The organism is Pontibaca methylaminivorans, from assembly GCF_900156525.1.
In the GTDB taxonomy this organism is placed as follows: Bacteria; Pseudomonadota; Alphaproteobacteria; order Rhodobacterales; family Rhodobacteraceae; genus Pontibaca; species Pontibaca methylaminivorans.
Window position 1 is genome coordinate 991,817 of record NZ_FTPS01000001.1, and the last position, 20,393, is coordinate 1,012,209.

General features: G+C 66.3%; 18 protein-coding genes and 1 tRNA gene. 10 read left to right on the plus strand and 9 right to left on the minus strand.

What is annotated here, in order from left to right:
- Positions 1-24 precede the first annotated feature (24 nt).
- The 7 genes from B0B01_RS04835 to B0B01_RS04865 all read left to right on the plus strand — a co-directional run bounded on the left by B0B01_RS04835 (position 25) and on the right by B0B01_RS04865 (position 8,023).
- Positions 25-1,191, plus strand: a complete 1,167-nt coding sequence (locus B0B01_RS04835; protein ID WP_076650061.1) for an SPFH domain-containing protein — start codon at positions 25-27, stop codon at positions 1,189-1,191.
- An 89-nt stretch (positions 1,192-1,280) separates the two neighbouring features.
- The gene (locus B0B01_RS04840) at positions 1,281-2,384 is read left to right on the plus strand and encodes a TFIIB-type zinc ribbon-containing protein (protein WP_076648165.1); all 1,104 of its coding nucleotides are present in this window, start codon (positions 1,281-1,283) and stop codon (positions 2,382-2,384) included.
- Between the two features lie 29 nt (positions 2,385-2,413).
- Positions 2,414-2,851 (plus strand): D-aminoacyl-tRNA deacylase, encoded by a 438-nt coding sequence (dtd, locus tag B0B01_RS04845; protein WP_076648168.1) that lies wholly within the window; start codon positions 2,414-2,416, stop codon positions 2,849-2,851.
- A gap of 119 nt (positions 2,852-2,970) precedes the next feature.
- Complete coding sequence (locus B0B01_RS04850) at positions 2,971-4,557, plus strand: ABC transporter substrate-binding protein (protein ID WP_076648171.1); 1,587 nt, start codon at positions 2,971-2,973, stop codon at positions 4,555-4,557.
- A gap of 1 nt (position 4,558) precedes the next feature.
- Positions 4,559-5,515, plus strand: a complete 957-nt coding sequence (locus tag B0B01_RS04855) for an ABC transporter permease (RefSeq protein WP_076648174.1) — start codon at positions 4,559-4,561, stop codon at positions 5,513-5,515.
- 52 nt (positions 5,516-5,567) lie between these two features.
- Positions 5,568-6,383, plus strand: a complete 816-nt coding sequence (locus tag B0B01_RS04860; RefSeq protein ID WP_076648177.1) for an ABC transporter permease — start codon at positions 5,568-5,570, stop codon at positions 6,381-6,383.
- Positions 6,380-8,023 (plus strand): ABC transporter ATP-binding protein, encoded by a 1,644-nt coding sequence (locus B0B01_RS04865; protein ID WP_076648180.1) that lies wholly within the window; start codon positions 6,380-6,382, stop codon positions 8,021-8,023. Before B0B01_RS04860 ends, B0B01_RS04865 begins: the two co-directional genes overlap by 4 nt.
- Before the next feature lie 136 nt (positions 8,024-8,159).
- Here the strand turns inward: B0B01_RS04865 and B0B01_RS04870 are convergent, their stop codons facing one another.
- From B0B01_RS04870 to B0B01_RS04880, 3 genes are all read right to left on the minus strand, one after another.
- Positions 8,160-10,040: an acyl-CoA synthetase gene (locus tag B0B01_RS04870; RefSeq protein ID WP_076648183.1), complete on the minus strand. Its 1,881-nt coding sequence runs from the start codon at positions 10,038-10,040 to the stop codon at positions 8,160-8,162.
- Positions 10,041-10,129: 89 nt separating this feature from the next.
- A complete protein-coding gene (locus tag B0B01_RS04875; protein ID WP_076648186.1) occupies positions 10,130-11,944 on the minus strand; it encodes an ABC transporter transmembrane domain-containing protein in 1,815 nt (604 codons plus the stop codon).
- A gap of 178 nt (positions 11,945-12,122) precedes the next feature.
- Positions 12,123-12,196, minus strand: a tRNA-Gly gene (locus B0B01_RS04880).
- A gap of 124 nt (positions 12,197-12,320) precedes the next feature.
- Between B0B01_RS04880 and B0B01_RS04885 the strand changes: the two genes are divergently transcribed.
- From B0B01_RS04885 to B0B01_RS04895, 3 genes are all read left to right on the plus strand, one after another.
- On the plus strand, positions 12,321-13,481 hold the full coding sequence (locus B0B01_RS04885; RefSeq protein WP_076648189.1) for an NAD(P)/FAD-dependent oxidoreductase: 1,161 nt from the start codon (positions 12,321-12,323) through the stop codon (positions 13,479-13,481).
- An 85-nt stretch (positions 13,482-13,566) separates the two neighbouring features.
- Positions 13,567-14,280 carry a Crp/Fnr family transcriptional regulator gene (locus tag B0B01_RS04890; RefSeq protein WP_076648192.1) on the plus strand — a complete coding sequence of 238 codons (714 nt, stop codon included), beginning with the start codon at positions 13,567-13,569 and terminating at the stop codon, positions 14,278-14,280.
- Positions 14,277-14,837, plus strand: a complete 561-nt coding sequence (locus B0B01_RS04895) for a DUF4202 domain-containing protein (protein WP_076648195.1) — start codon at positions 14,277-14,279, stop codon at positions 14,835-14,837. Before B0B01_RS04890 ends, B0B01_RS04895 begins: the two co-directional genes overlap by 4 nt.
- 10 nt (positions 14,838-14,847) lie before the next feature.
- On the opposite strand, the gene B0B01_RS04900 is transcribed toward B0B01_RS04895, so the two are convergent.
- From B0B01_RS04900 to B0B01_RS04925, 6 genes are read right to left on the minus strand one after another with little or no spacing between them, the layout of a single operon-like run.
- Positions 14,848-15,138, minus strand: a complete 291-nt coding sequence (locus B0B01_RS04900) for a hypothetical protein (protein ID WP_076648198.1) — start codon at positions 15,136-15,138, stop codon at positions 14,848-14,850.
- 25 nt (positions 15,139-15,163) lie between these two features.
- On the minus strand, positions 15,164-15,712 hold the full coding sequence (locus tag B0B01_RS04905; RefSeq protein ID WP_076648201.1) for a cytochrome c oxidase subunit 3: 549 nt from the start codon (positions 15,710-15,712) through the stop codon (positions 15,164-15,166).
- Positions 15,709-17,655 (minus strand): nitric oxide reductase activation protein NorD, encoded by a 1,947-nt coding sequence (locus B0B01_RS04910; protein WP_076648204.1) that lies wholly within the window; start codon positions 17,653-17,655, stop codon positions 15,709-15,711. Before B0B01_RS04910 ends, B0B01_RS04905 begins: the two co-directional genes overlap by 4 nt.
- An 8-nt stretch (positions 17,656-17,663) precedes the next feature.
- Entirely contained in the window at positions 17,664-18,476 is an 813-nt protein-coding gene (locus B0B01_RS04915; protein WP_076648207.1) for a CbbQ/NirQ/NorQ/GpvN family protein, read from the minus strand.
- Positions 18,473-19,837 (minus strand): cbb3-type cytochrome c oxidase subunit I, encoded by a 1,365-nt coding sequence (locus B0B01_RS04920; RefSeq protein ID WP_076648211.1) that lies wholly within the window; start codon positions 19,835-19,837, stop codon positions 18,473-18,475. The genes B0B01_RS04915 and B0B01_RS04920 overlap by 4 nt, the downstream gene beginning before the upstream one ends.
- Before the next feature lie 21 nt (positions 19,838-19,858).
- Complete coding sequence (locus B0B01_RS04925) at positions 19,859-20,311, minus strand: c-type cytochrome (protein ID WP_076648215.1); 453 nt, start codon at positions 20,309-20,311, stop codon at positions 19,859-19,861.
- Positions 20,312-20,393 lie beyond the last annotated feature (82 nt).

Sequence of the window (20,393 nt, forward strand, 5' to 3'; positions counted from 1 at the left end):
CGCCTTTCGCTGAAGGATCTGCATATGGGAATTCTGGACTTTCTTTCCGGCCAGTTCATCGATGTCATTCACTGGACCGACGACACCCAGGACACGATGGTCTGGCGGTTCGAGCGCTATGGCTACGAAATCAAATACGGCGCCAAGCTCACCGTGCGCGAGGGGCAGATGGCCATCTTCGTGCATGAAGGACAGATCGCCGACGTGTTCGCACCGGGGCTTTACATCCTAGAAACCAACAACATGCCGGTGATGACGTCGCTCCAGCACTGGGATCACGGATTCCGCAGCCCGTTCAAATCCGAGATCTATTTCGTCAGCACGACCCGGTTCAACGATCTGAAATGGGGCACCCGCAACCCGATCATCTGCCGCGACCCGGAATTCGGCATGGTGCGGCTGCGGGCCTTCGGAACCTATTCGGTGCGCGTGACCGATGCGGCGCGGTTCATGCGCGAAATCGTCGGCACCGACGGCGAATTCACCATGGACGAGATCAGCAACCAGTTGCGCAACATCATCGTGCAGGAGTTTTCGCGCGCGGTGGCGGCGTCGGAAATCCCGGTGCTCGACATGGCCGCGAATACCGGCGAACTCGGCAAGCTGGTGGCCGGGCGTATCGCGCCGACGCTCGAGGCCTACGGCATCACCGCGCCCGAGCTTTACATCGAGAACATCTCGCTTCCCCCGGCGGTCGAGGAGGCGATGGACAAGCGCACCTCGATGGGAATCGCGGGCGATCTCGCGGCCTATACGCAATATTCCGCCGCCGAGGCGATGACGGCGGCCGCAAGGAACCCGTCGGGCGGCGGCATGGCGGCGGGGCTGGGCGCCGGGATGGGCATGGCGATGGGCGCGCAGATGGCACAGGCCGGCCCCTGGGGCGCGGCCCCCGCCCAGGGCGCGGGGCAGAGCGCGCCGCCGCCGGCACCCCCTGCAGCATCCGGCGGCGCCGCGGCGACCCCGCCGCCTCCACCGCCCGGCGGCGATCCCGTCTGGCACCTGGCCGAGAACGGCGAGACGAAAGGCCCGTTTTCCGAAACCGACCTTGCCGGAATGGCGGCTCGGGGCGGCTTCGGGCGCGAAAGCTGGGTCTGGAAGGCCGGGCAGGACGGCTGGAAGCGCGCGGCTGAGATCGACGAGCTCGCGCCCCTGCTTGCGACGCTTCCGCCACCGCCGCCGGAAGGATAAGCGCGGATGCCCGATGTCACCATCCGGGCGGCGCAGCATCGCCGGCCGCCGCTCTCTGCACCCGATCCTGCCCGAGCGACGACCGACTGATGGCCGAGACAAGCGCCCCGCCTGCCCCGCTGGAACACCGTTTTCCCTGCACGAACTGCGGCGCCGATTACCGTTTCGATCCCGCGACCGGGATGCTGCGCTGCGATCACTGCGGCCAGACCGAGGCCATCACCGCCACCACCTGGGAAAGCGCCGGGCTGCGCGAGCTTGACCTCGAACGCGCCCTTTCGCAGGAACTGCCGGCACCCGAACTGGTCGAGGTCCGGCTGGTGTCCTGCCCGAACTGCGGCGCGCAGATCGAATTCGCCCCCGACAGCCATGCCAGCGAATGCCCGTTCTGCGCCACCCCCGTGGTCACCGACACCGGTGCCCAGCGGCGGATCAAGCCGCGCGGGGTCATGGCCTTCGCGCTTGACGAGCCGTCGGCGCGCCAGGCCATGACCGGTTGGCTCGGGCGGCTCTGGTTCGCGCCGAACGGGTTGCGCGAATTTGCCCGCAGCGGGCGGCGGATGCAGGGCGTCTATGTGCCGTACTGGACATTCGACGCCGACACGCGATCCTTCTACGACGGCGAGCGCGGGACGGTTTATTACACCACCCGCACCGTGACGCGGAACGGTCGCCGGGTCGAGGAGCGGGTCGCCAATGTGCGCTGGAGCCCCGCCTCGGGGACCGTCACGCGGTTCTTCGACGATGTGCTGGTGCTCGCCTCGCACAGCCTGCCGAAACGCTATACCGACGCGCTTGAGCCATGGGATCTGGAGGCGCTTGCGCCCTACCGGCCGCAGTATCTCGCCGGGTTCCACGCCGAGGGCTATACGGTCGATCTGGGCGACGGCTACAGCGAGGCGCGGGCGAGAATGCAGCAGGTCATCGAAAGCGACGTGCGCCACGACATCGGCGGCGACCGCCAGCGGGTGCACCGCATCGAAACGCAGATTTCCGACGCGACCTTCAAGCATGTGCTGCTGCCGGTCTGGATGGCGGCCTACAAATACCGGGGAAAGACCTATCGCCTGGTGGTGAACGGCCAGTCCGGCCGGGTGCAGGGCGAACGCCCCTGGTCGGTGGTCAAGATCCTGTTCGCACTGCTTGCGGGGGCGATCCTGCTCGGGATTTTCGCCTATTTCGGCAACCAGTAGACGGGATTCGGCAAGAAAGCGGAGAAACCATGCGTGCCCTCATCCAGCGTGTCCAGAGCGCAAGCGTCAGCGTCAGCGGCGAAACGATCGCCGGGATCGGCAGCGGCGCGCTGATTCTCGTCTGCGCCATGGCCGGCGACGACGAGGCGCGGGCCGCGCAACTGGCGGCGCGGATTGCCAAGCTGCGCATCTTCCGCGACGAGGCGGACAAGATGAACCGCTCGCTGCTCGATCTGGGCGGCGAGGCGCTGGTGGTCAGCCAGTTCACACTGGCCGCGGATACATCGCGCGGCAACCGTCCCGGCTTTTCCGGCGCCGCTCCGCCCGCGCTTGCCGAGCGGCTTTACCTGCACCTGGCAGAGCAGCTTCGCGCCGCCGGGCTGAAGGTGCAGACCGGGCGATTCGGGGCCGATATGGCGGTTTCCCTGATCAATGACGGGCCGGTCACGATCTGGCTCGATCACTGACAGGTGACGTTGCGTTGACTGCCCGGTTCAACCTTTCGGGTTGTCAGACGGGCCGAAATAGGCAACCCTTTGGGCAACAAGATCAGAAATGACGCAAAGTCACCAAGGGGGGAACTCACATGAAACAACGGATCAAGCATTACGCCCGAGCGGTGGTGCGCGGCGGCATGAGCCGGCGCGAATTCATGGGCCGCACGGCCGCGCTCGGGGTGTCGGCCACCGCGGCGAGCGCTCTTCTGGGCTCTGCCGTCCACGCCGAGGGGCCCAAGAAGGGCGGTCACCTCAAGATGGGGCTCGGCGGGGGTGAAAGCTCGAATTCGCTCGATCCGGCCCTGACGCTGAGCCAGGCGCCCTACAACGTGCTCGCGCAGATCGGCGAGACGCTGCTCCAGGTGGATTTCGACGGCGGGCTCGAGCACCGCATCGCCGAAGAGTTCAGTTCGACCCCCGATGCGAAGGTCTGGTCCTTCAAGATCCGCAAGGGCATCAAGTTCCACGACGGCAGCGACCTGACGGCCGAGGACGTCATGAGGACGATGCAGCGCCACTCGGACGAGAAGGCCACTTCGGGCGCGCTCGGCCTGATGAAGGGCATCGAGGAGATGCGCGCCGAGGGTGACGTGTTCGAGGTCACGCTGGACGAGCCGAACGCCGACCTGCCCTATCTGTTGACCGACCCGCATCTGCGCATCCAGCCGGGCGGCGGTTTCGACGATCCGGCTGGCGGCATCTTTTCCGGCCCCTACCGCATCGTGGTCAACGAACCCGGCGTGCGCCACATGATGGAGCGTTTCGAGGATTACTGGGACGATTCGCGGGGCCATTTCGACAGCACCGAAGTGCTCATCATCAATGACGTGACCGCCCGCGTCTCGGCGCTGCAGTCCGGACAGGTCGACATGGCGAACCTGATCAGCCCCAGGCTGGCCGACCTGCTGGACCGTGCGCCGGGCATGGTGCTGGAACGGACCCAGGGGCGCGGCCAGAACGTCTTTGTGATGATGGTGGACCAGGCGCCCTTCGACAACAACGACCTGCGGCTGGCGCTGAAACACGCGCTCGACCGCGAGGAAATGGTCGAAAAGATCCTGCGGGGCTATGGGACCGTCGGCAACGACATCCCGGTGAACGCCACCTATCCGCTGTTCGACGGCAGCCTGCCGCAGCGGGAATTCGATCTCGACAAGGCGGCGGAATATTACAAGAAATCCGGCCATGACGGCAGCCCGATCGTACTGCGCTGTTCGGACGTGGCCTTCCCCGGCGCCGTGGATGCGGCGCAGTTGTTCCAGCAGAGCGCACGCAAGGCCGGCATCCCGCTCGAGCTCAGGCGTGAACCGGGTGACGGCTACTGGTCGGAGGTCTGGAACAAGAGGCCCTTCTGCGCCTCCTACTGGACCGGGCGGCCGACCCAGGACCAGATGTATGCCACCGCCTATCTGTCGACCGCGGACTGGAACGACACCCGTTTCAGCAACGAGAAGTTCGACAATCTGCTGAAAGAGGCCCGCGCCACGCTGGACGATGCCAAGCGCACCGAGATGTACAATGAAATGAGCATGATCGTGCGCGACGAGGGCGGGCTGATCATGCCCATGTTCAACGATTTCCTCGATGCGCGCTCGGAACGCATCGCCGGCTGGAAGCCCCACCCCAACGCCGACATGATGGACAACTCGGCGGCGGTCTTCTGCTGGATGGCGTAAGGTGCTGCCGGTCGTCAAACTCGTTGCCCAGCGCGTCGCCCTCGGCCTGCTCCTGCTGCTGGCCACATCGCTCCTGATCTTCGGCGGCACGCTGCTGCTGCCGGGCGACGTGGCGCAGGCGATCCTCGGGCAGTCGGCGACGCCGCAGGCGCTGGCCAACCTGCGCGAGGAAATGGGGCTGAACGATCCGGCCTGGCAACGCTATCTGCAATGGCTGCTCGGCATCCTGCAGGGCGATCTCGGCACGTCGCTTTCCAACGGGCGCGATATCGCGACGCAGATCGGCGCGCGGCTCGGCAATACGCTGTTCCTCGCTTTCTGGGCGGCACTGGTGGCGGTGCCGCTCGCGATCTTTCTGGGTCTCCTGTCGGTGCGGTATCGCGACCGCTGGCCCGACAAGCTGATCTCGGCCTTCTCGCTCGCCTCGATCTCCTTCCCCGAATTCTTCCTCGGCTATGTGCTGATCTACTTCTTCGCCGTGCAACTGCACTGGTTCCCGTCGATCTCGACCATCTATGACAGCATGAGCTTCGGCCAGAAACTGCAGGCCATCGTGCTGCCGGCGGCGGTGCTGACCATGGTGATCCTGGCCCACATGATGCGCATGACCCGGGCCGCGATCCTGAACGTCATGCAGTCGGCCTATATCGAGACCGCGGAGCTGAAGGGGCTGACCACCTTCCGGGTGATCTGGAAGCATGCCTTCCCGAACGCGATCGCGCCGGTGGTGAACGTGGTCATGCTGAACCTCGCCTATCTGGTGGTCGGGGTCGTGGTGGTCGAAGTGGTCTTTGTCTATCCCGGCATGGGGCAGTATCTCGTCGATCACGTCAGCAAGCGCGACATCCCCGTGGTGCAGGCCTGCGGGCTGATCTTCGCCGCGGTCTATATCGGGCTGAACATGGTGGCCGACATCGTCTCGATCCTTGCCAACCCGAGGCTGAGGCATCCGCGATGACCAGAGCGACCCCATATCCCCCTGCCGCCGCCCGTCGCAAGGAGGGCCCCGCGTGAGGAACATCCCCATCTCCGCCCTGATCGGGATCTTTCTGACCGGGCTTTTCTTTCTGGCCGCCATATTCGCACCGCTGATCGCCCCCTACGGGATGGCCGAGATCGTCGGCGACGTCTGGGCGCCCATGTCGGCCGAACACTGGCTCGGCACCGACAGTATCGGCCGCGATCTGCTCAGCCGGATGATCTATGGCGGGCGCATGACGATCTTCATCGCCACGCTCGCGACGCTGCTCAGCTTTTTCACCGGGGCGGTGCTCGGGCTCATCGCCGCGGTGATGGGCGGCTGGATCGACCAGATCCTGAGCCGCTTCATCGACCTCATCATGTCGATCCCGACGCTGATCTTCGCGCTGGTGGTGCTGTCGGTGATGCCGGTCACGATCCCGATCCTGATCCTGGTGATGGGGCTGCTCGATTCGACGCGGGTCTTCCGCCTCGCCCGTGCCGTGGCCGTGGACATCAACGTCATGGATTTCGTCGAGGCCGCCCGCCTGCGCGGCGAAGGCCGCATCTGGGTGATCTTCCGCGAGATCCTCCCCAATGCGCTCTCGCCGCTCGTGGCCGAGATGGGCCTGCGCTTCATCTTCGCGGTGCTGTTCGTCTCGACCCTCTCCTTCCTCGGCCTCGGGGTGCAGCCGCCGCAGGCCGACTGGGGCGGGATCGTCAAGGAAAACAAGGATGGCATCGTCTATGGCGTCCCGGCGGCGCTGCTGCCGGCGCTCGCGATCTCGCTGCTGGCGATTTCGGTCAACCTCGTGGCCGACTGGGTGCTGAACCGCACCACCAGCCTGAAAGGAGGCCGCGGATGAGCGACGACACCCCCTTCCTGCGGGTGCGCGACCTCAAGATCGGCGCCACCGCCTATGCCCCCGGAGAGCCGCCGCGCTGGGTCGAGATCGTGCATGGCGTGTCCTTCGACCTGGAAAAGGGCAAGGTGCTCGGCCTGATCGGCGAAAGCGGCGCCGGGAAATCGACGATCGGGCTTGCGACGCTTGCCTATGGACGCGGCAGCATCCGCATTTCGGGCGGCGAAGTCTGGCTCAACGGACGCGATATCCTCGCCTGCTCGCGCCGCCAGTTGCGCCGGCTGCGGGGAAACGAGGTCACCTATGTCTCGCAATCCGCCGCCGCCTCGTTCAACCCGGCGAAGAAGCTCATGGAGCAGGTGGTCGAAAGCACCGTGCGCCACGGCCGCAGTTCGCGCCGCGAGGCCGAAAAACGCGCGATCGGCCTGTTCCGCAAGCTCGGCCTGCCCGATCCCGAACATATCGGCAACCGCTACCCGCACCAGGTCTCGGGCGGGCAGCTGCAGCGGGTGATGACCGCCATGGCGCTCTGCCCAGAGCCCGACCTCGTGATCTTCGACGAGCCGACCACCGCGCTTGACGTGACCACCCAGATCGACGTGCTGAAGGCGATCAAGGAAGCCATCGCCGATACCGGCGTCGCCGCGCTCTACATCACCCACGACCTCGCGGTGGTGGCGCAGGTGGCGGATGACATCATGGTGCTGCGCATGGGCGAGATGGTCGAGTACGGCACCACCGACCGGATCATCAACGCCCCCGAACAGGATTACACCCGCGCGCTGGTCTCGGTGCGCTCCATCGACCACGAGGAAAAGGCGCCCGCCGGCGATCCGGTGCTGAGCGCAAGCAACATCACCGCGCGCTACAGCGGGACGAACTTCGACGTGCTGCATGACATCAGCGTCGATGTCTATCCCGGCCAGACGCTCGCCGTGGTCGGGGAAAGCGGTTCGGGAAAATCGACGCTGGCGCGGGTCATCACCGGGCTGCTGCCGCCACGCGAAGGGCGGATCGACTTTTCCGGGCGCAGCCTTTCGCGGGATCTGAAGGGGCGCAAACGCGAGGATCTGCGCGAATTGCAGATGATCTACCAGATGGCCGACGTGGCGATGAACCCGCGCCACACCATCGGCACCATCATCGGCCGGCCGCTCGAGTTCTACTTCGGCCTCAGGGGCGCGGCCCGGCGCAAGCGGGTGAAGGAACTGCTCGACCAGATCGAAATGGGCAAGGGCTTCATCGACCGCTACCCGGCCGAGCTTTCCGGCGGACAGAAACAGCGCGTCTGCATCGCCCGCGCCCTCGCCGCCGACCCGAAGCTCATCATCTGCGACGAGGTGACCAGCGCGCTCGACCCGCTGGTCGCGGATGGTATCCTCAAGCTCCTGCTCGACCTGCAGAAAGCCGAGAACGTCGCCTATCTCTTCATCACCCATGATCTGGCGACCGTGCGGGCGATCGCCGATTCCATCGCGGTCATGTATCAGGGCGGGCTGCAGCGCTACGGGGTGAAATCGACGGTGCTCTCGCCGCCCTTCGACGATTACACCGACCTGCTGCTGGCATCGGCACCGGAGATGCGGCTCGGCTGGCTCGAAGAGGTGATCGAAAGCCGGCGCATGACCAGCGCCGGGAACTGACACCCCGCTTGCTTCCCGGAAACCGGCCGCGCCTTCTTCTGGCAGAAATATCCCCGCCGGAGGCATGAAGAGTCTTCGCCACGGCGCCCGGATGCGGCGGGCCGGCCGCCACGGGACCACCGCCAATCCGCGCGCATCACTCCGCCCAGGTCCAGTGCGTGGTGAAGCTGTCGAGCACGGCGGCAACCTTCCCCGCATCCGCGCCGCTGCGCCGGACCCGCGCCACGAGCCCCCGGCCCGGGTCTTCCTCGACCACATCGACCCGCGCCGCGAGGTCCGCGGCCATGAGCGCCTCGTCATAGACCCGCATGATCGCGCGCTTGCGCAGGGCCGGCTTGTAGATCTTGCCGACGGCGGTCTTGGGCAGATCCTCCAGGATCTCGATATGCCGGGGACGCGCCGCGCGCTCAGGCACCGTGGTCTCGCAATGCGCCATGAGCTCCTCCGCCGTGACCGAGGCATCGCGCACAAGCTCCACATAGGCACAGGGCACCTCGCCCGAATAGTCATCGGGCTGGCCGACCGCGCCGGCAAAGGCCACCGCCTCGTGGGCCAGCAGCGCCTCTTCGATCTCGGCCGGGTCGATGTTGTGCCCGCCGCGGATGATCAGATCCTTGGCGCGGCCGGTGATCCAGAGATAGCCATCCGCATCGATGCAGCCGAGGTCACCGGTGCGCAGGAACCGCCCGTCGACGATCAGGTCGCGGTTGCGCTCCGCCTCGCTGTAGACGCCGGCAAGGTTCACTCCCGGATTGGCGACACAGATCTCGCCGACCGCGCCGACCGGCATGTCGCGCGGCCCCTCCGCCTCCATGCGGATGATCCGCAGATCGGTATAGGGAAACGGGATACCGACCGAGCCCACCTTCTTTTCGCCCTCGACCGGGTTGCAGGACACAAGGCAGGTCGCCTCGGTCAGGCCGTAGCCTTCGATGATGGTGACGCCGGTCGCCTTTTCGAAGCGGCGGAACAGCTCCAGCGGCAGCGGCGCCGAGCCCGAGAACAGCTTTTTCACGCTCGACACATCCGCATCCACCCGGTGCTGCATGGTGGCGGCGATGGCGGTCGGGACGCTGATGATGAAATTGGTCTTCCAGCGTTCGTTCAGCTTCCAGAAATTGTCGATCACTCCCTCGCCGCGATACCCGGCCGGCGTCGGAAAGATCACATGCGCCCCGCCGTAGACCGCCGACATCAGGATCACGTGGCAGGCGAAGACATGGAACAGCGGCAACGGGCACATGATATTGTCGCCCGCCCGCAAAAGCAGCGTTCCGCCAAGCCAGCCGTTATAGACCACGCCGCCATAGGTGTGGCGCGCGAGTTTTGGCATGCCGGTGGTGCCGCCGGTGTGGAAATGAAACGCCACGCGGTCGCGCCCGCCGTCGTCGAAATCAAGCCCGGTCCGCTGCCGCGCGAGCATGCGGTTGAAATTGTGATAGGCCACCCCCGCCGGGCGGCGCAGGCGCGGACGGATCAGCGGAACGAGCCAGGATTTCGGCGCATCGAGATAGCGCCTGAAATCGACCTCGAGCACGGTATGCACATCCGGCGCCCCGGCCAGCGCCTGCGCGAGTTTCTGTGCGATGTCGGTCCTGGGAAAGGAACCCAGCGTCACCACCACCCGCGCGCCGGTCTCGCGCAGGATCGAGGCGATCTGTTCGGGGGCAAGCAGCGGATTGATCGGGCTGACGATGCCCGCGACCGCACCACCGAGGACGGCAAGGACCATTTCGCTGCAATTGGGCAGGACACAGGCCACGACGTCACCTTCGGTGATGCCGAGCGCGCGGAACAGGTTGGCCGCCTGGTTGACCCGGACAAGCAGTTCGGCCCAGGTGAAGGTCTCGGCCTTTCCGTCGGGCGTTGCAAACATCTGGAAGCTGATCGCCGCATGATCGGAACAGGTCCTGGCCGTGCGTGACAGCATCTCGTGCAGGGTTGCCGGAACGTCGCGTTCGCTCCACGGCATTTCATTCTCGATCGCATCGCGCCCGGCGCGGTTCACATAGGACATGGGGCCGCTCCCTTACCTTGCGTCAGAGAATGGGCAGAAATGCCGGTGCGCGCAAGCGGCCTGAGCGTTTTCGCAGACAGGACAGATGGTTATTCGGCGGCGATGCCATCCGTGAACTGAAGCCGGGCCAGACGCGCATAAAGCCCGCCCTGCGCGACCAGATCCTCATGCGTGCCGGTCGCGATGATGCGCCCGTTTTCGAGCACGACGATGCGGTCGGCCTTCTTCACGGTGGCAAGGCGGTGCGCGACGATCAGCGTGGTGCGGTCCGAACTCAGCCGGTCCACCGCCTGCTGCACGGCGCGTTCGCTTTCGGCGTCAAGCGCGCTCGTCGCCTCGTCAAGCAGCAGCACCGGCGCATTGCGCAGGATCGCGCGGGCGATGGCGATTCGCTGTTTCTGCCCGCCGGAAAGCATCACGCCGCGTTCGCCGACGTAGCTGTCATAGCCCTGCGGCAGGGCCATGATGAAGTCATGGGCAGCGGCGGCGCGCGCGGCCGCCTCGACCTCGGCATCCGACGCGTCCGGCCGGCCGAAGCGGATATTGTCGCGCGCGCTGGCGCCGAAGATCACCGGATCCTGCGGCACGAGCGCCATTTCGGAGCGGAAATCGCGCCGCGCCATCTGCCCGAGCGGCACCCCGTCCAGCAGGATCTCGCCCCGGTCGGGATCATAGAACCGCTGCAGAAGCTGGATGATCGTGGTCTTGCCGGCTCCCGAGGGCCCGACAAAGGCCACCGTTTCGCCGGGACGGATATCGAGGCTCACCCCGTCGAGCGCGGCGATTTCGGGGCGGGCCGGATAATGGAAGGCCACGTCGCGGAAGGCGATCTCGCCGCGCACCGGGCGCGGCAGCGCCACGGGCTGCGCCGGGTCGCGCACCGTGTCTTCGGCCTGCAGCAGTTCGACCAGGCGTTCGGTCGCCCCGGCAGCGCGTTGCAATTCGCCCCAGATCTCGGACAGTGTCCCGACCGATCCGGCCACCAGCACCGCATAGATCACGAACTGGACCAGCGCGCCTTCGGACATGCTGCCGCCGCGCACGTCGTTCGCCCCCATCCAGAGGATGCCGACGATCCCCGTAAAGACGAGAAAGATCACGATCACCGTCATCACCGCGCGGGTAAAGATGCGGCGGCGCGACACGTCATAGGCGGTCTCGGTCATGGTGCCGAAATTCCGGCGGCTGACGGATTCGTGGGTGAAGGCCTGCACCGTCTGCGCCGCCATCAGCGCCTCGGACGCATTGCCCGACGAGGTGGCGATCCAGTCCTGGTTCTCGCGGCTCAGCACCCGCAGGCGGCGCCCCATGGTCAGGATCGGCACGATCACCACCGGCACCAGCAGCAGCACGAGCCCCGTCAGCTTGGGCGAGGTCAGCAGCATGAGCCCGAGGCCGCCGATGAAAAGCAGCGCGTTGCGCAGCGCCAGCGAGATGGAGGACCCCAGCAGCGACTGGATCAGCGTCGTATCGGTGGTGATCCGGCTCAGCACTTCCCCGGTCATGATCTTTTCGAAGAATTCGGGGCTCATGCCGATCATGCGGTCGAACACCGCCTTGCGGATATCGGCCACCACCCGCTCGCCGAGCTTCGTGACCAGCGCATAGCGAAGCCCGGTCCCGATCGCCAGCAGCGCCGCGATCACCAGCGCGACAAGGAAATAACGGTTGAGCAGCGCGGCATCATCGGTGCGGAAATTGTCCACCACCTCGCGCACGGCAAGCGGAAGCGCCAGCGACACCGCCGCTGTCAGCACCAGCGCCAGGGTGGCAAGGATCATCAGCGACCGATAGGGGCGCATGAAGGGCCACAGCGCCACGAAGTTGCTCATCCGGCGCGAGGTCGGCCGCTCCTTCGAGTTGCCGGCCGCAATGACATCGGCCTCTTGTCGAAAGCTCGCCATCTGCTGAAGTCCTTCGCTGCCGCCAGGGATGTCGCCCTGACGCCGCTTATTCGCAATGCAGCGCTGCGGGGTCAAGCGTCGCATTGCCACGCGGGGGGATGGGACCACCGCCGGCACCACACAGTCCCGTTACCCGCAAGCCCGTCACCGCCAAAGAAGCCCTGCTACCGGGAACGGCTGGAGCGGGCGACGGGAATCGAACCCGTATCATCAGCTTGGAAGGCTGAGGTCTTACCATTACACAACGCCCGCATGCCGCGCATGAATAAGCGAGCATGCGGTCATGGTCAACATCCCGTAACGTCCGCAGGAAGCGGTTGCACGAGGGGCGGCGCGGATGCAGGCTGTATGGCGGGCACCCTGCAGGACCGGACGGATGACGGAAAGCCCCGACACCGAAGACCACGACATCATCGTCGTCGGCGCCGGCATGGCCGGGGCCTCGGTCGCGGCCGAGCTTGCCGATGCCGGGCTGCGCGTCGCCCTGCTCGAGCGTGAAAGCCAGCCGGGCTATCATTCGACCGGGCGTTCCGCCGCGCTGTACAGCCAGACTTACGGGCCGCCGCTGATCCGGGCGCTGAGCCGGGCGTCCTCCGCCTGGCTGCACGAGCCGCGGCCCGGAGCGGCCCCGGCGCCGTTCCTTCATCCCCGCGACGTGATCTATATCGCCCGCGCGGACCAGACCGGGGCGCTTGATGCGCTGCGGCGCGCCCTCGGCCCCGCGGTCGCGCCCATGGCGGTGGCGGACCTTGAATCCCGGGTGCCGCTGCTGCGCCCGGGCCACGTGGCCGCGGCGCTGGCCGAGGCATCGGCCGCCGACATCGACGTTCACGCGCTGCATCAGTTCTATCTGCGCCGCTTTCGGGCCGCCGGGGGCACCCTGCACGGCAATGCCGGGGTGCTCGGCCTTGCGCGCCACAGCGGGCGCTGGCGGGCCGACACCCCGCGCGGCGCGTTTTCGGCGCCGGTCGTCGTGAATGCCGCGGGCGCCTGGGCCGATGAACTGGCCGCCCTGGCCGGTGTGCGGCGGATCGGGCTCACCCCCCGGCGCCGCACGGCGGTTCTGGTCGAGCCGCCCCGCGGCTGCGACGTCTCCGGCTGGCCCATGATCATCGACGCCGAAGAGCAGTTCTATACCAAGCCCGAGGCCGGGCAGCTGCTGATCTCTCCCGCCGACGAAACGCCGTGCCCGCCCTGCGACGCCCAGCCCGAAGAGCTGGACGTGGCCATCGCGATCGACCGTTTCCAGGCGGCCTTTGCCATGGATCTGCGCCGGATCGAACATAAATGGGCCGGCCTGCGCAGCTTTGTGACCGACGGCGAACCGGTCGCCGGCTATGCGCCCGACTCGGAGGGGTTCTTCTGGCTGGCCGGACAGGGCGGTTATGGCATCCAGTCGGCCCCGGCCCTGGCCCGCAGTGCGGCGGCGCTGATCCGGCACCGGCCCCTGCCCGGCGACGTGCTTGACGAAGGCGCAAGCGTGGCCGCCCTGTCGCCCGCCCGCCCATCGCTCGCCGGCGGGGACGGGCCGGGGTGACGGACTCCGCTTCCCTCTCGCAAGCCCCGGACAGGCGCGCTATAGGCAGGGGAGAAACGCCCCGGAACAGACAGACGGTTGCTTCATGTCCCAGTTGTCGCCCCAATATCAGGAAATCGCGCGCTCCTCGCTGCTGCTGCGCAGCCTGCCGGCCGAACTGACCGAGGAACTTCTCGGGCAGGCCGCGTTCCGCACCGCCGAGCGGGGCGAGACCCTGTTCCTGCAAAGCGAGACCGCACAGACGATTCACGTCGTCCTGGACGGCTGGATCAAGCTTTACCGGATCGCCTCGAACGGGAACGAAGCGGTGGTGAACGTGTTCACCCGCGGCTCGAGCTTTGGCGAGGCGGTGGCGCTGCGGAACATGGAATATCCCGTCTCGGCCGAGGCGGTCACCGATTGCGCCCTGCTGCAGATCCCCTCGGCGGGATTCGTCTCGATGATGAAGCAGAACCCCGAAATGGCGGTGTCGATCGTGGCTTCGACCTTTCAGCACCTGCATGCGCTCGTGTCGCAGATCGAACAGATCAAGGCCCAGACCGGCGCACAGCGGGTTGCGGAATTCCTGCTCGACCTCTGCAGCGCGCCAAGCGGAAGCTGCGTCGTCACCCTGCCCTATGACAAGGTGCTGATCGCCGGGCGTCTCGGGATGAAGCCCGAAAGCCTGTCGCGCGCCTTTGCCCGGCTGCGCAACTCCGGCGTGCGCATCGCCCGCAATCACGCGCTGATCGAGGATGTGGAGCGGCTGCGCGATTACGCCGAAGAGGATTCGGCCGCACCCTGGAACCGCGCGCTGTGAGCCGCCTCGACGCCGTGCTTGCGGCCATCGACGCCGCCAATGCCGCCGACCCGGACCGTTCAGAAGGCGAACCGGCCGCGCGGCTTTACGGGCTCCGCATGAGCGATGAACTGTCCCGGCTTTATCCCGGCGCCGGCGAAACCCTGCGGATCGCAGCGCGCGGCCAGCATATAGAACGCTGGGTGCTTGCCCGTGCCGATTATCCCGAAGGGCGCACGGGTTACCTCACATGGCGGCGCGACCTTGCCCGGCACCACGCGAATCGGGTGGGCGAGATCATGCGCGCCCATGACTATGACGAGGACGCGATCCATGCGGCCGGGCGGATGCTGCGCAAGGAGGGGATCAAGCGCGACCCCGATGTGCAGGCGCTGGAAGATACCGCCTGTTTCGTGTTCCTGCGCCATTATTTCGCGCCGTTTTCAACGACCCAGACGCCGGACAAGCTGCGCACCATCGTCGAACGCACCGCGCGCAAGATGTCGGAACCGGCCCGCGCCCGGGTGCTTGCGGAATTCGACCTGCCAGAAGACCTCGCCGCCGGCTTCCGGGTGTGATTGCGTCCGGTCAGAGCATGACCGGAACAAGGTAAAGCCCAAGGAACAGCAGGCAGGACAGGGCCAGCCCGATGTTGAATCCGCGCGCCCAGAACGGCGCCTGCGCCAGCCCGAGATAGCGTTGCAGGATGATGCGCGCCTTGAGCCAGGCCAGGGTAAGGATCGCGACGCCGGCCGCGGCCTTCCAGTCGGGCGCGATGCCCCGGAGCGACAGCAGCGTCGAGCCGGCGCTGAACACCAGCAGGACGATCCAGGCCCGCAGCAGAAGCGCCGGTTGGCTCATCGCGCTCTTTCCGCTCATCGCCCGCCCTCTTTCCTTGCACCGTTCATTGCAGCAGATAGACCACCGGGAACAGGATCACCCAGACCAGATCGACCATATGCCAGAACATGGCGCCGGCCTCGATGTTGCGGGTGTCGTCGCGCCAGGCCACGAGCAGCAGAAGCAGAATCCCCGCCGCCACATGGGCCGCATGGAACCCGGTCAGCATGTAATAGAACGTGAAGAACGGGTGGGTTTCCCAGTTGATCCCGGCCTGCGCCTTTTCGACATATTCCGCGATCTTGATCGCCATGAACACGACGCCGAGCAGCGCCGCGCCAAGCAGCGCGAGGCGGGCGCGCAGGCGCTGGCTGTTCTCGCGCCACCAGAGCGCCATCGCCGCAAGGAATCCGCTGCTGACCAGCACCGCCGTGTTCACCGCAGCCGCGGTGCGGTTCAGTTCGTTCTGCGCCGCAAGAAATCCTTCCGGGTCGCCGATGCGCAGCGACAGGAACACCGCAAGCCCGGCGCCGAACACCAGCAGTTCGCTCACGATCAGAACCCACATCAGGAGTTCACCGGGAAGTTCGTCGAAGGCGGACGTGTCGCTCATGCCCCCACCAGTTCGCGATAAATCTGCGGCAGCGCCACGGTCAGCTTGTCCGGATGCGGGATGACCTGAAAGGCGCCGCGCCCGAACAAGCGGGGGAACCAGCTTTTCGAATGGCGGTCGATCGTGACCCCGAACACCGCGTGACCCATCCGGCGCGCCTCGCGCACCGCCATGGCGGTATCCTCGATCCCGTGGCGGCCCTCGTAATGGTCAAGGTCGTTCGGCTTGCCATCGGTGATGACAAGCAGCAGGCGCCGCTTCTTGCCCTGCTGCGCGAGCCCGGCCGAAGCATGGCGGATCGCGGCGCCGAGCCTGGTGTAGAACCCGGGGCGCAGGGCGCCGATGCGATCCTCGACAAGGCTGGTCATGGGCTCGCCGTAATCCTTGCAGGTCTGGATATAGACGCGGTCACGCTTGAGCGAGGAAAAGGCATGGATCGCAAAATCGTCGCCGCAGGCATCAAGCCCCCAGGCGAGTGCCGCGAGCGCCTCGCGTTCGATGTCGATCACCGCGCGCCCCGTGACCGCGCTTTCGGTCGAGCGTGATATGTCGAGCAGGATCGACACCGCCAGATCGCGCGCCTGCGGCTGGCTCTGCCGCCAGATGCGGTTGCTGGCGCTGCCGTTGGCGCGGATATCGACCTGCGCGCGCACCAGCGCCTCCATGTCGAGCTCCTCGCCGTCAAGGCAGGCCGGAACGATCACGCGCCCCGGGCGAAGCGCCTCGAACTGGCGCCTGACCTGCCGGATGCGGCGCAGGGCCGCCGGATCCTCGCGGAACGAGGGGATGTCCTCGCCCGGCTCGACCATGGTGGAAAGCACGCGCACGTGATCCGGGAGGTAGCTCCCGGCACGGGCGTCCCATTCGGGATAGGTGCTGACCCCGGCGAGGCGTTCGCGGTCCACGTCCTCGGGCGCGAGGTCGAGATGCAGCTTGAGCCGCGTCGCCGGCGCCTTGGAGATCTGGCCAAGCCCGATCTCGTCGTGATCATCCACCGCCTTGCGGGCGCTGTCGTCCTCGTCATCCTCGATGCGGCGGTTCAGGTTCAGGAATTCGGCCCAGCTCAGCATTCCCTCGAAGACATGGAGGATCAGGCTGTCGCGGCGGTCGGCCTGATCGGCCTTGCGGCGGCGGGCCCGCACCATGCGGGCATCCTCGGCGCCGCTCTCTTCGGGCGGGCCCTCGGTGTCGCGGCTCTCGACCGCATCGGGTGCGCTGAAGGTGAGCGCGCGCAGATCGGGCCAGAGCGGAACCGGCAGGAACGGGCGGTAATCGCGCGGCGCGACCAGTGCCGCAAGGTCGGCGCGGGCAAGCCCTTCGGCCGCCGCGGAAAGCGGCGCCGGATCGCCCAGCGCATGGCGCACCAGCCGCTCGACCAGCGCTTCCTGTCCCGAAAGACGGGCGGTCCGGCGGAAATGCAGCAGCGCCGCGCAGAGCGTCTCGTAAAGCCCGGCAAGACCGGGCGCGGATTCGAGTGTCGCCGCCACCATCGCCTGCGCGCGGCGCAGCATGGCCAGATCGGCGCGCAGCGGGTCGCGCTCGGCAAGGATCGCCGGGTCTTCGGCCGGGGCGTGGGCCGCCGCCGCCGTCAGCCAGAGATAAAGCGCGCCATTCGCCTCGCGCGTCGGAAACACGGCGAGCTTCTGCGGCAGGCGCAGCACCTCGCCGTCGAAACTGGCGCGCGGCAGGGTCTCGGCATCGGCCACCAGCCGACGGCGCCAGGACAGGCGGTGATGGCTGGTTTCGCCGCCGGTGCCGCGGATCTCGACCGCGTGGGCGCCGCCGAGACCGCGGAAAAACACTGCCAGCCGCCCCGCGATCTCGGAGAGATCGACGCTGGCCCCTTCATGCGCCTGTGGCGCACCGAGACGGCTGGCAAATTCGTGCCAGAGTTTCCCGACGGTTTCCTCGGGTTCCCATGGCTCGAATTCGATCCTGCCCATGCCGTGCCTCACCCGAAGACGGCAGTGACAAGATCAAGGAGCCCGCGTTTCACATCCGCATCGTCGGTCAGCGGTTCGATCATCGCCGCCTCGACCGCGCGGTCGACCTTCATGCCCTGGGCGATCAGCGTCGCCGCATAGACGATGAGCCGGGTCGAGACACCCTCTTCCAGATCCTGCCCCTTGAGCGCGCGCAGCTTGCCGCCAAGCCGCACCAGCGGCCGGACCCGCTCGGCATCGAGGCCGCTTTCGCGGGCGACGATCTCGACCTCGGCCTCGGGCGGCGGAAAGTCGAATTCGAGCGCAAGGAACCGCTGCCGGGTCGATGGCTTCAGGGTTTTCAGGATATTCTGGTAACCGGGGTTGTAAGAGGCCACCAGCATGAAGCCCGGCGCCGCCTCGATCTCTTCTCCGGTGCGGTCGATCGGCAGGATCCGGCGGTCGTCGGTCAAGGGGTGCAGGACGACGGTCACGTCCTTGCGGGCCTCGACCACCTCGTCGAGATAGCAGACCGCGCCTTCGCGCACCGCGCGGGTCAATGGGCCGTCGACCCAGACCGTCTCGCCGCCCTTGAGCAGGTAGCGCCCGATCAGATCGGCCGCGGTCAGGTCGTCATGGCAGGCCACCGTATAGAGCGGCCGGCCGAGCCGCGCCGCCATATGGGCGACGAACCGTGTCTTGCCGCAGCCGGTCGGCCCCTTGAGCAGCACCGGCAGGTCATTGGCGGCGGCGGCCTCGAACAGGGCGATCTCGTCGCCCTGCTCGATGTAGAAGGGGGCGGCTGCCGCCCCCTCCTTGGCTATCGTGGCGGAGCGGTTCATTCGGCGGCCACCGATGCGTCATGCGAGATGATCTCGCGCCGCGGAAGCAGCACGGCATAGAGATACATCAGCACCCCGAGCAGCACCGCGACGCCGGACCCGAAACGCATCCAGTAGAACACGCCGAGCGCATCCTGCACATCCATGTAGTAGTCGCCGATCACCCGCTGCATGTGGGTTTGGACCGTGCCGGCGAAGGTCAGGGTAAAGGTCATGAAGGCCATGCCCCCCGCCATCAGCCAGAAGGACGCCATGCTGAGCACCTGGTTATAGGGCTCGCGGTTGCGCAGGAGCGGCATCGCATAGGCGATCATCGCCAGGTTCAGGCAGACATAGGCGCCGAAGAACGACAGGTGCCCGTGCGCGGCGGTGATCTGCGTGCCGTGGGTATAATAGTTCACCCCGTGCAGCGTGTGCATGAAGCCCCAGACGCCGGCACCGAAGAAGGCGAGCACGGTGCAGCCGAGGCTCCACAGCAGCGCGGCCTGGTTCGGATGCTCGCGCCGTCCCTTCCACACCATGATGAAGGCAAAGGACATCATGGCGAAGAACGGCACCACCTCGAACACCGAAAAGAGCGAACCGACCCATTTCCAGTAACCCGGCGCACCGATCCAGAAATAATGGTGCCCGGTGCCGAGAAGCCCCGAAAACAGCGCGGTGGCGATGATGACGTAAAGCCATTTCTCGACGATCTCGCGGTCGACGCCGGTGAGCTTGAGCATCAGGAACGCGAGGATCGAGGCCATCACCAGTTCCCAGACGCCCTCCACCCAGAGGTGCACGACATACCACCAGTAAAGCTTGTCCAGCGACAGGTTCGCCGGGTTGTAGAAGGCGAACAGGAACAGCAGCGCCAGCGCCCAGAGTCCGATCAGCAAGACGTTGGTGATCGCGGTCTTGCGCCCCTGCAGCACAGTCATGGTGATGTTGTAAAGGAATATGAGCGCCCCGACCACGATGCCGATCTTGACCCAGGTGGGCTGTTCGAGGAACTCGCGCCCCTGCATGCCAAGCAGCCAGTGCCCGTGGAACAGGTCGAACACATAGGTCACGACCGCCCCGAGCGTGCCCACCACGAAGATGATGAGCTGCAGATAGGCCAGCATGGGCGAATGGATCTCGCGCTCGGCCTCCTCGGGGATCAGGAAATAGGCGGCGCCGAAGAACCCGAGCAGCAGCCAGATGATCAGCGCATTGGTGTGGACCATGCGAATGATGTTGAACGGCGCAAGCTCGGACAGCGTGTTGGGCATCACATAGACCCAGCCGGCCAGCAGCCCGATGAGGACCTGCACCGCGAACAATGCCAGCGCGACCCCGAAATAGGAAAGCGCGATTTTCTGTGTCTGGTATTTCATCTCTCTGTCATCCTCTCCGGCTCAGCCGGCCTCGTTGGGCGGCCAGCCCTGGGCATCGGTCCTGTTGACCCACAGCAGGAAATCCGAAAGGCCGCGGTATTCCTCGTCCGTCAGGTCGAAATAGGGCATCTGGCGCCGCCCCTCGATGCCGGTCGGCATGGCTTCCATCCAGCCCTTGAGAACCTCGAAGGCGGCATCGGGATCGTCCTCGATACCCCAGCGGGCCATGACGTTCATGAGCTCCGGGGCGTAATAGGCGCCCTCTCCCATGATCGTGTGACAGTTGACGCAGGCGTTGCGCTCCCACACATGCTTGCCGAGGACGACGCTTTCGGTCAGCCCCTCGTGGTCGGTGGACGTATTGACCATATAGCTGTGCGTATGCGCGGTCAGCCCGATGAAGATGACGATGAAAAACAACGAGCCGCCGAAAAAGATGTTCCGGGCCATGCTCTTTGTCATGACTTCGCGCATTGCGCTCTCCTTTGCGCTGCGTTGCAGATAGTATCGTGAATGCGTCATGAGCGTTCCGCCTGCCTTAACAAAAGTCAAGGGA

Bases quoted from the DNA above. Each gene is read 5' to 3' on its own strand.
- B0B01_RS04875 (WP_076648186.1), bottom strand. From the start codon at position 11,944: ATGGCGAGCTTTCGACAAGAGGCCGATGTCATTGCGGCCGGCAACTCG.
- B0B01_RS04835 (WP_076650061.1), top strand. From the start codon at position 25: ATGGGAATTCTGGACTTTCTTTCCGGCCAGTTCATCGATGTCATTCAC.
- B0B01_RS04850 (WP_076648171.1), top strand. From the start codon at position 2,971: ATGAAACAACGGATCAAGCATTACGCCCGAGCGGTGGTGCGCGGCGGC.
- B0B01_RS04865 (WP_076648180.1), top strand. From the start codon at position 6,380: ATGAGCGACGACACCCCCTTCCTGCGGGTGCGCGACCTCAAGATCGGC.
- dtd (WP_076648168.1), top strand. From the start codon at position 2,414: ATGCGTGCCCTCATCCAGCGTGTCCAGAGCGCAAGCGTCAGCGTCAGC.
- B0B01_RS04905 (WP_076648201.1), bottom strand. From the start codon at position 15,712: ATGAGCGACACGTCCGCCTTCGACGAACTTCCCGGTGAACTCCTGATG.
- B0B01_RS04915 (WP_076648207.1), bottom strand. From the start codon at position 18,476: ATGAACCGCTCCGCCACGATAGCCAAGGAGGGGGCGGCAGCCGCCCCC.
- B0B01_RS04890 (WP_076648192.1), top strand. From the start codon at position 13,567: ATGTCCCAGTTGTCGCCCCAATATCAGGAAATCGCGCGCTCCTCGCTG.
- B0B01_RS04910 (WP_076648204.1), bottom strand. From the start codon at position 17,655: ATGGGCAGGATCGAATTCGAGCCATGGGAACCCGAGGAAACCGTCGGG.
- B0B01_RS04840 (WP_076648165.1), top strand. From the start codon at position 1,281: ATGGCCGAGACAAGCGCCCCGCCTGCCCCGCTGGAACACCGTTTTCCC.
- B0B01_RS04920 (WP_076648211.1), bottom strand. From the start codon at position 19,837: ATGAAATACCAGACACAGAAAATCGCGCTTTCCTATTTCGGGGTCGCG.
- B0B01_RS04885 (WP_076648189.1), top strand. From the start codon at position 12,321: ATGACGGAAAGCCCCGACACCGAAGACCACGACATCATCGTCGTCGGC.
- B0B01_RS04870 (WP_076648183.1), bottom strand. From the start codon at position 10,040: ATGTCCTATGTGAACCGCGCCGGGCGCGATGCGATCGAGAATGAAATG.
- B0B01_RS04900 (WP_076648198.1), bottom strand. From the start codon at position 15,138: ATGAGCGGAAAGAGCGCGATGAGCCAACCGGCGCTTCTGCTGCGGGCC.
- B0B01_RS04925 (WP_076648215.1), bottom strand. From the start codon at position 20,311: ATGCGCGAAGTCATGACAAAGAGCATGGCCCGGAACATCTTTTTCGGC.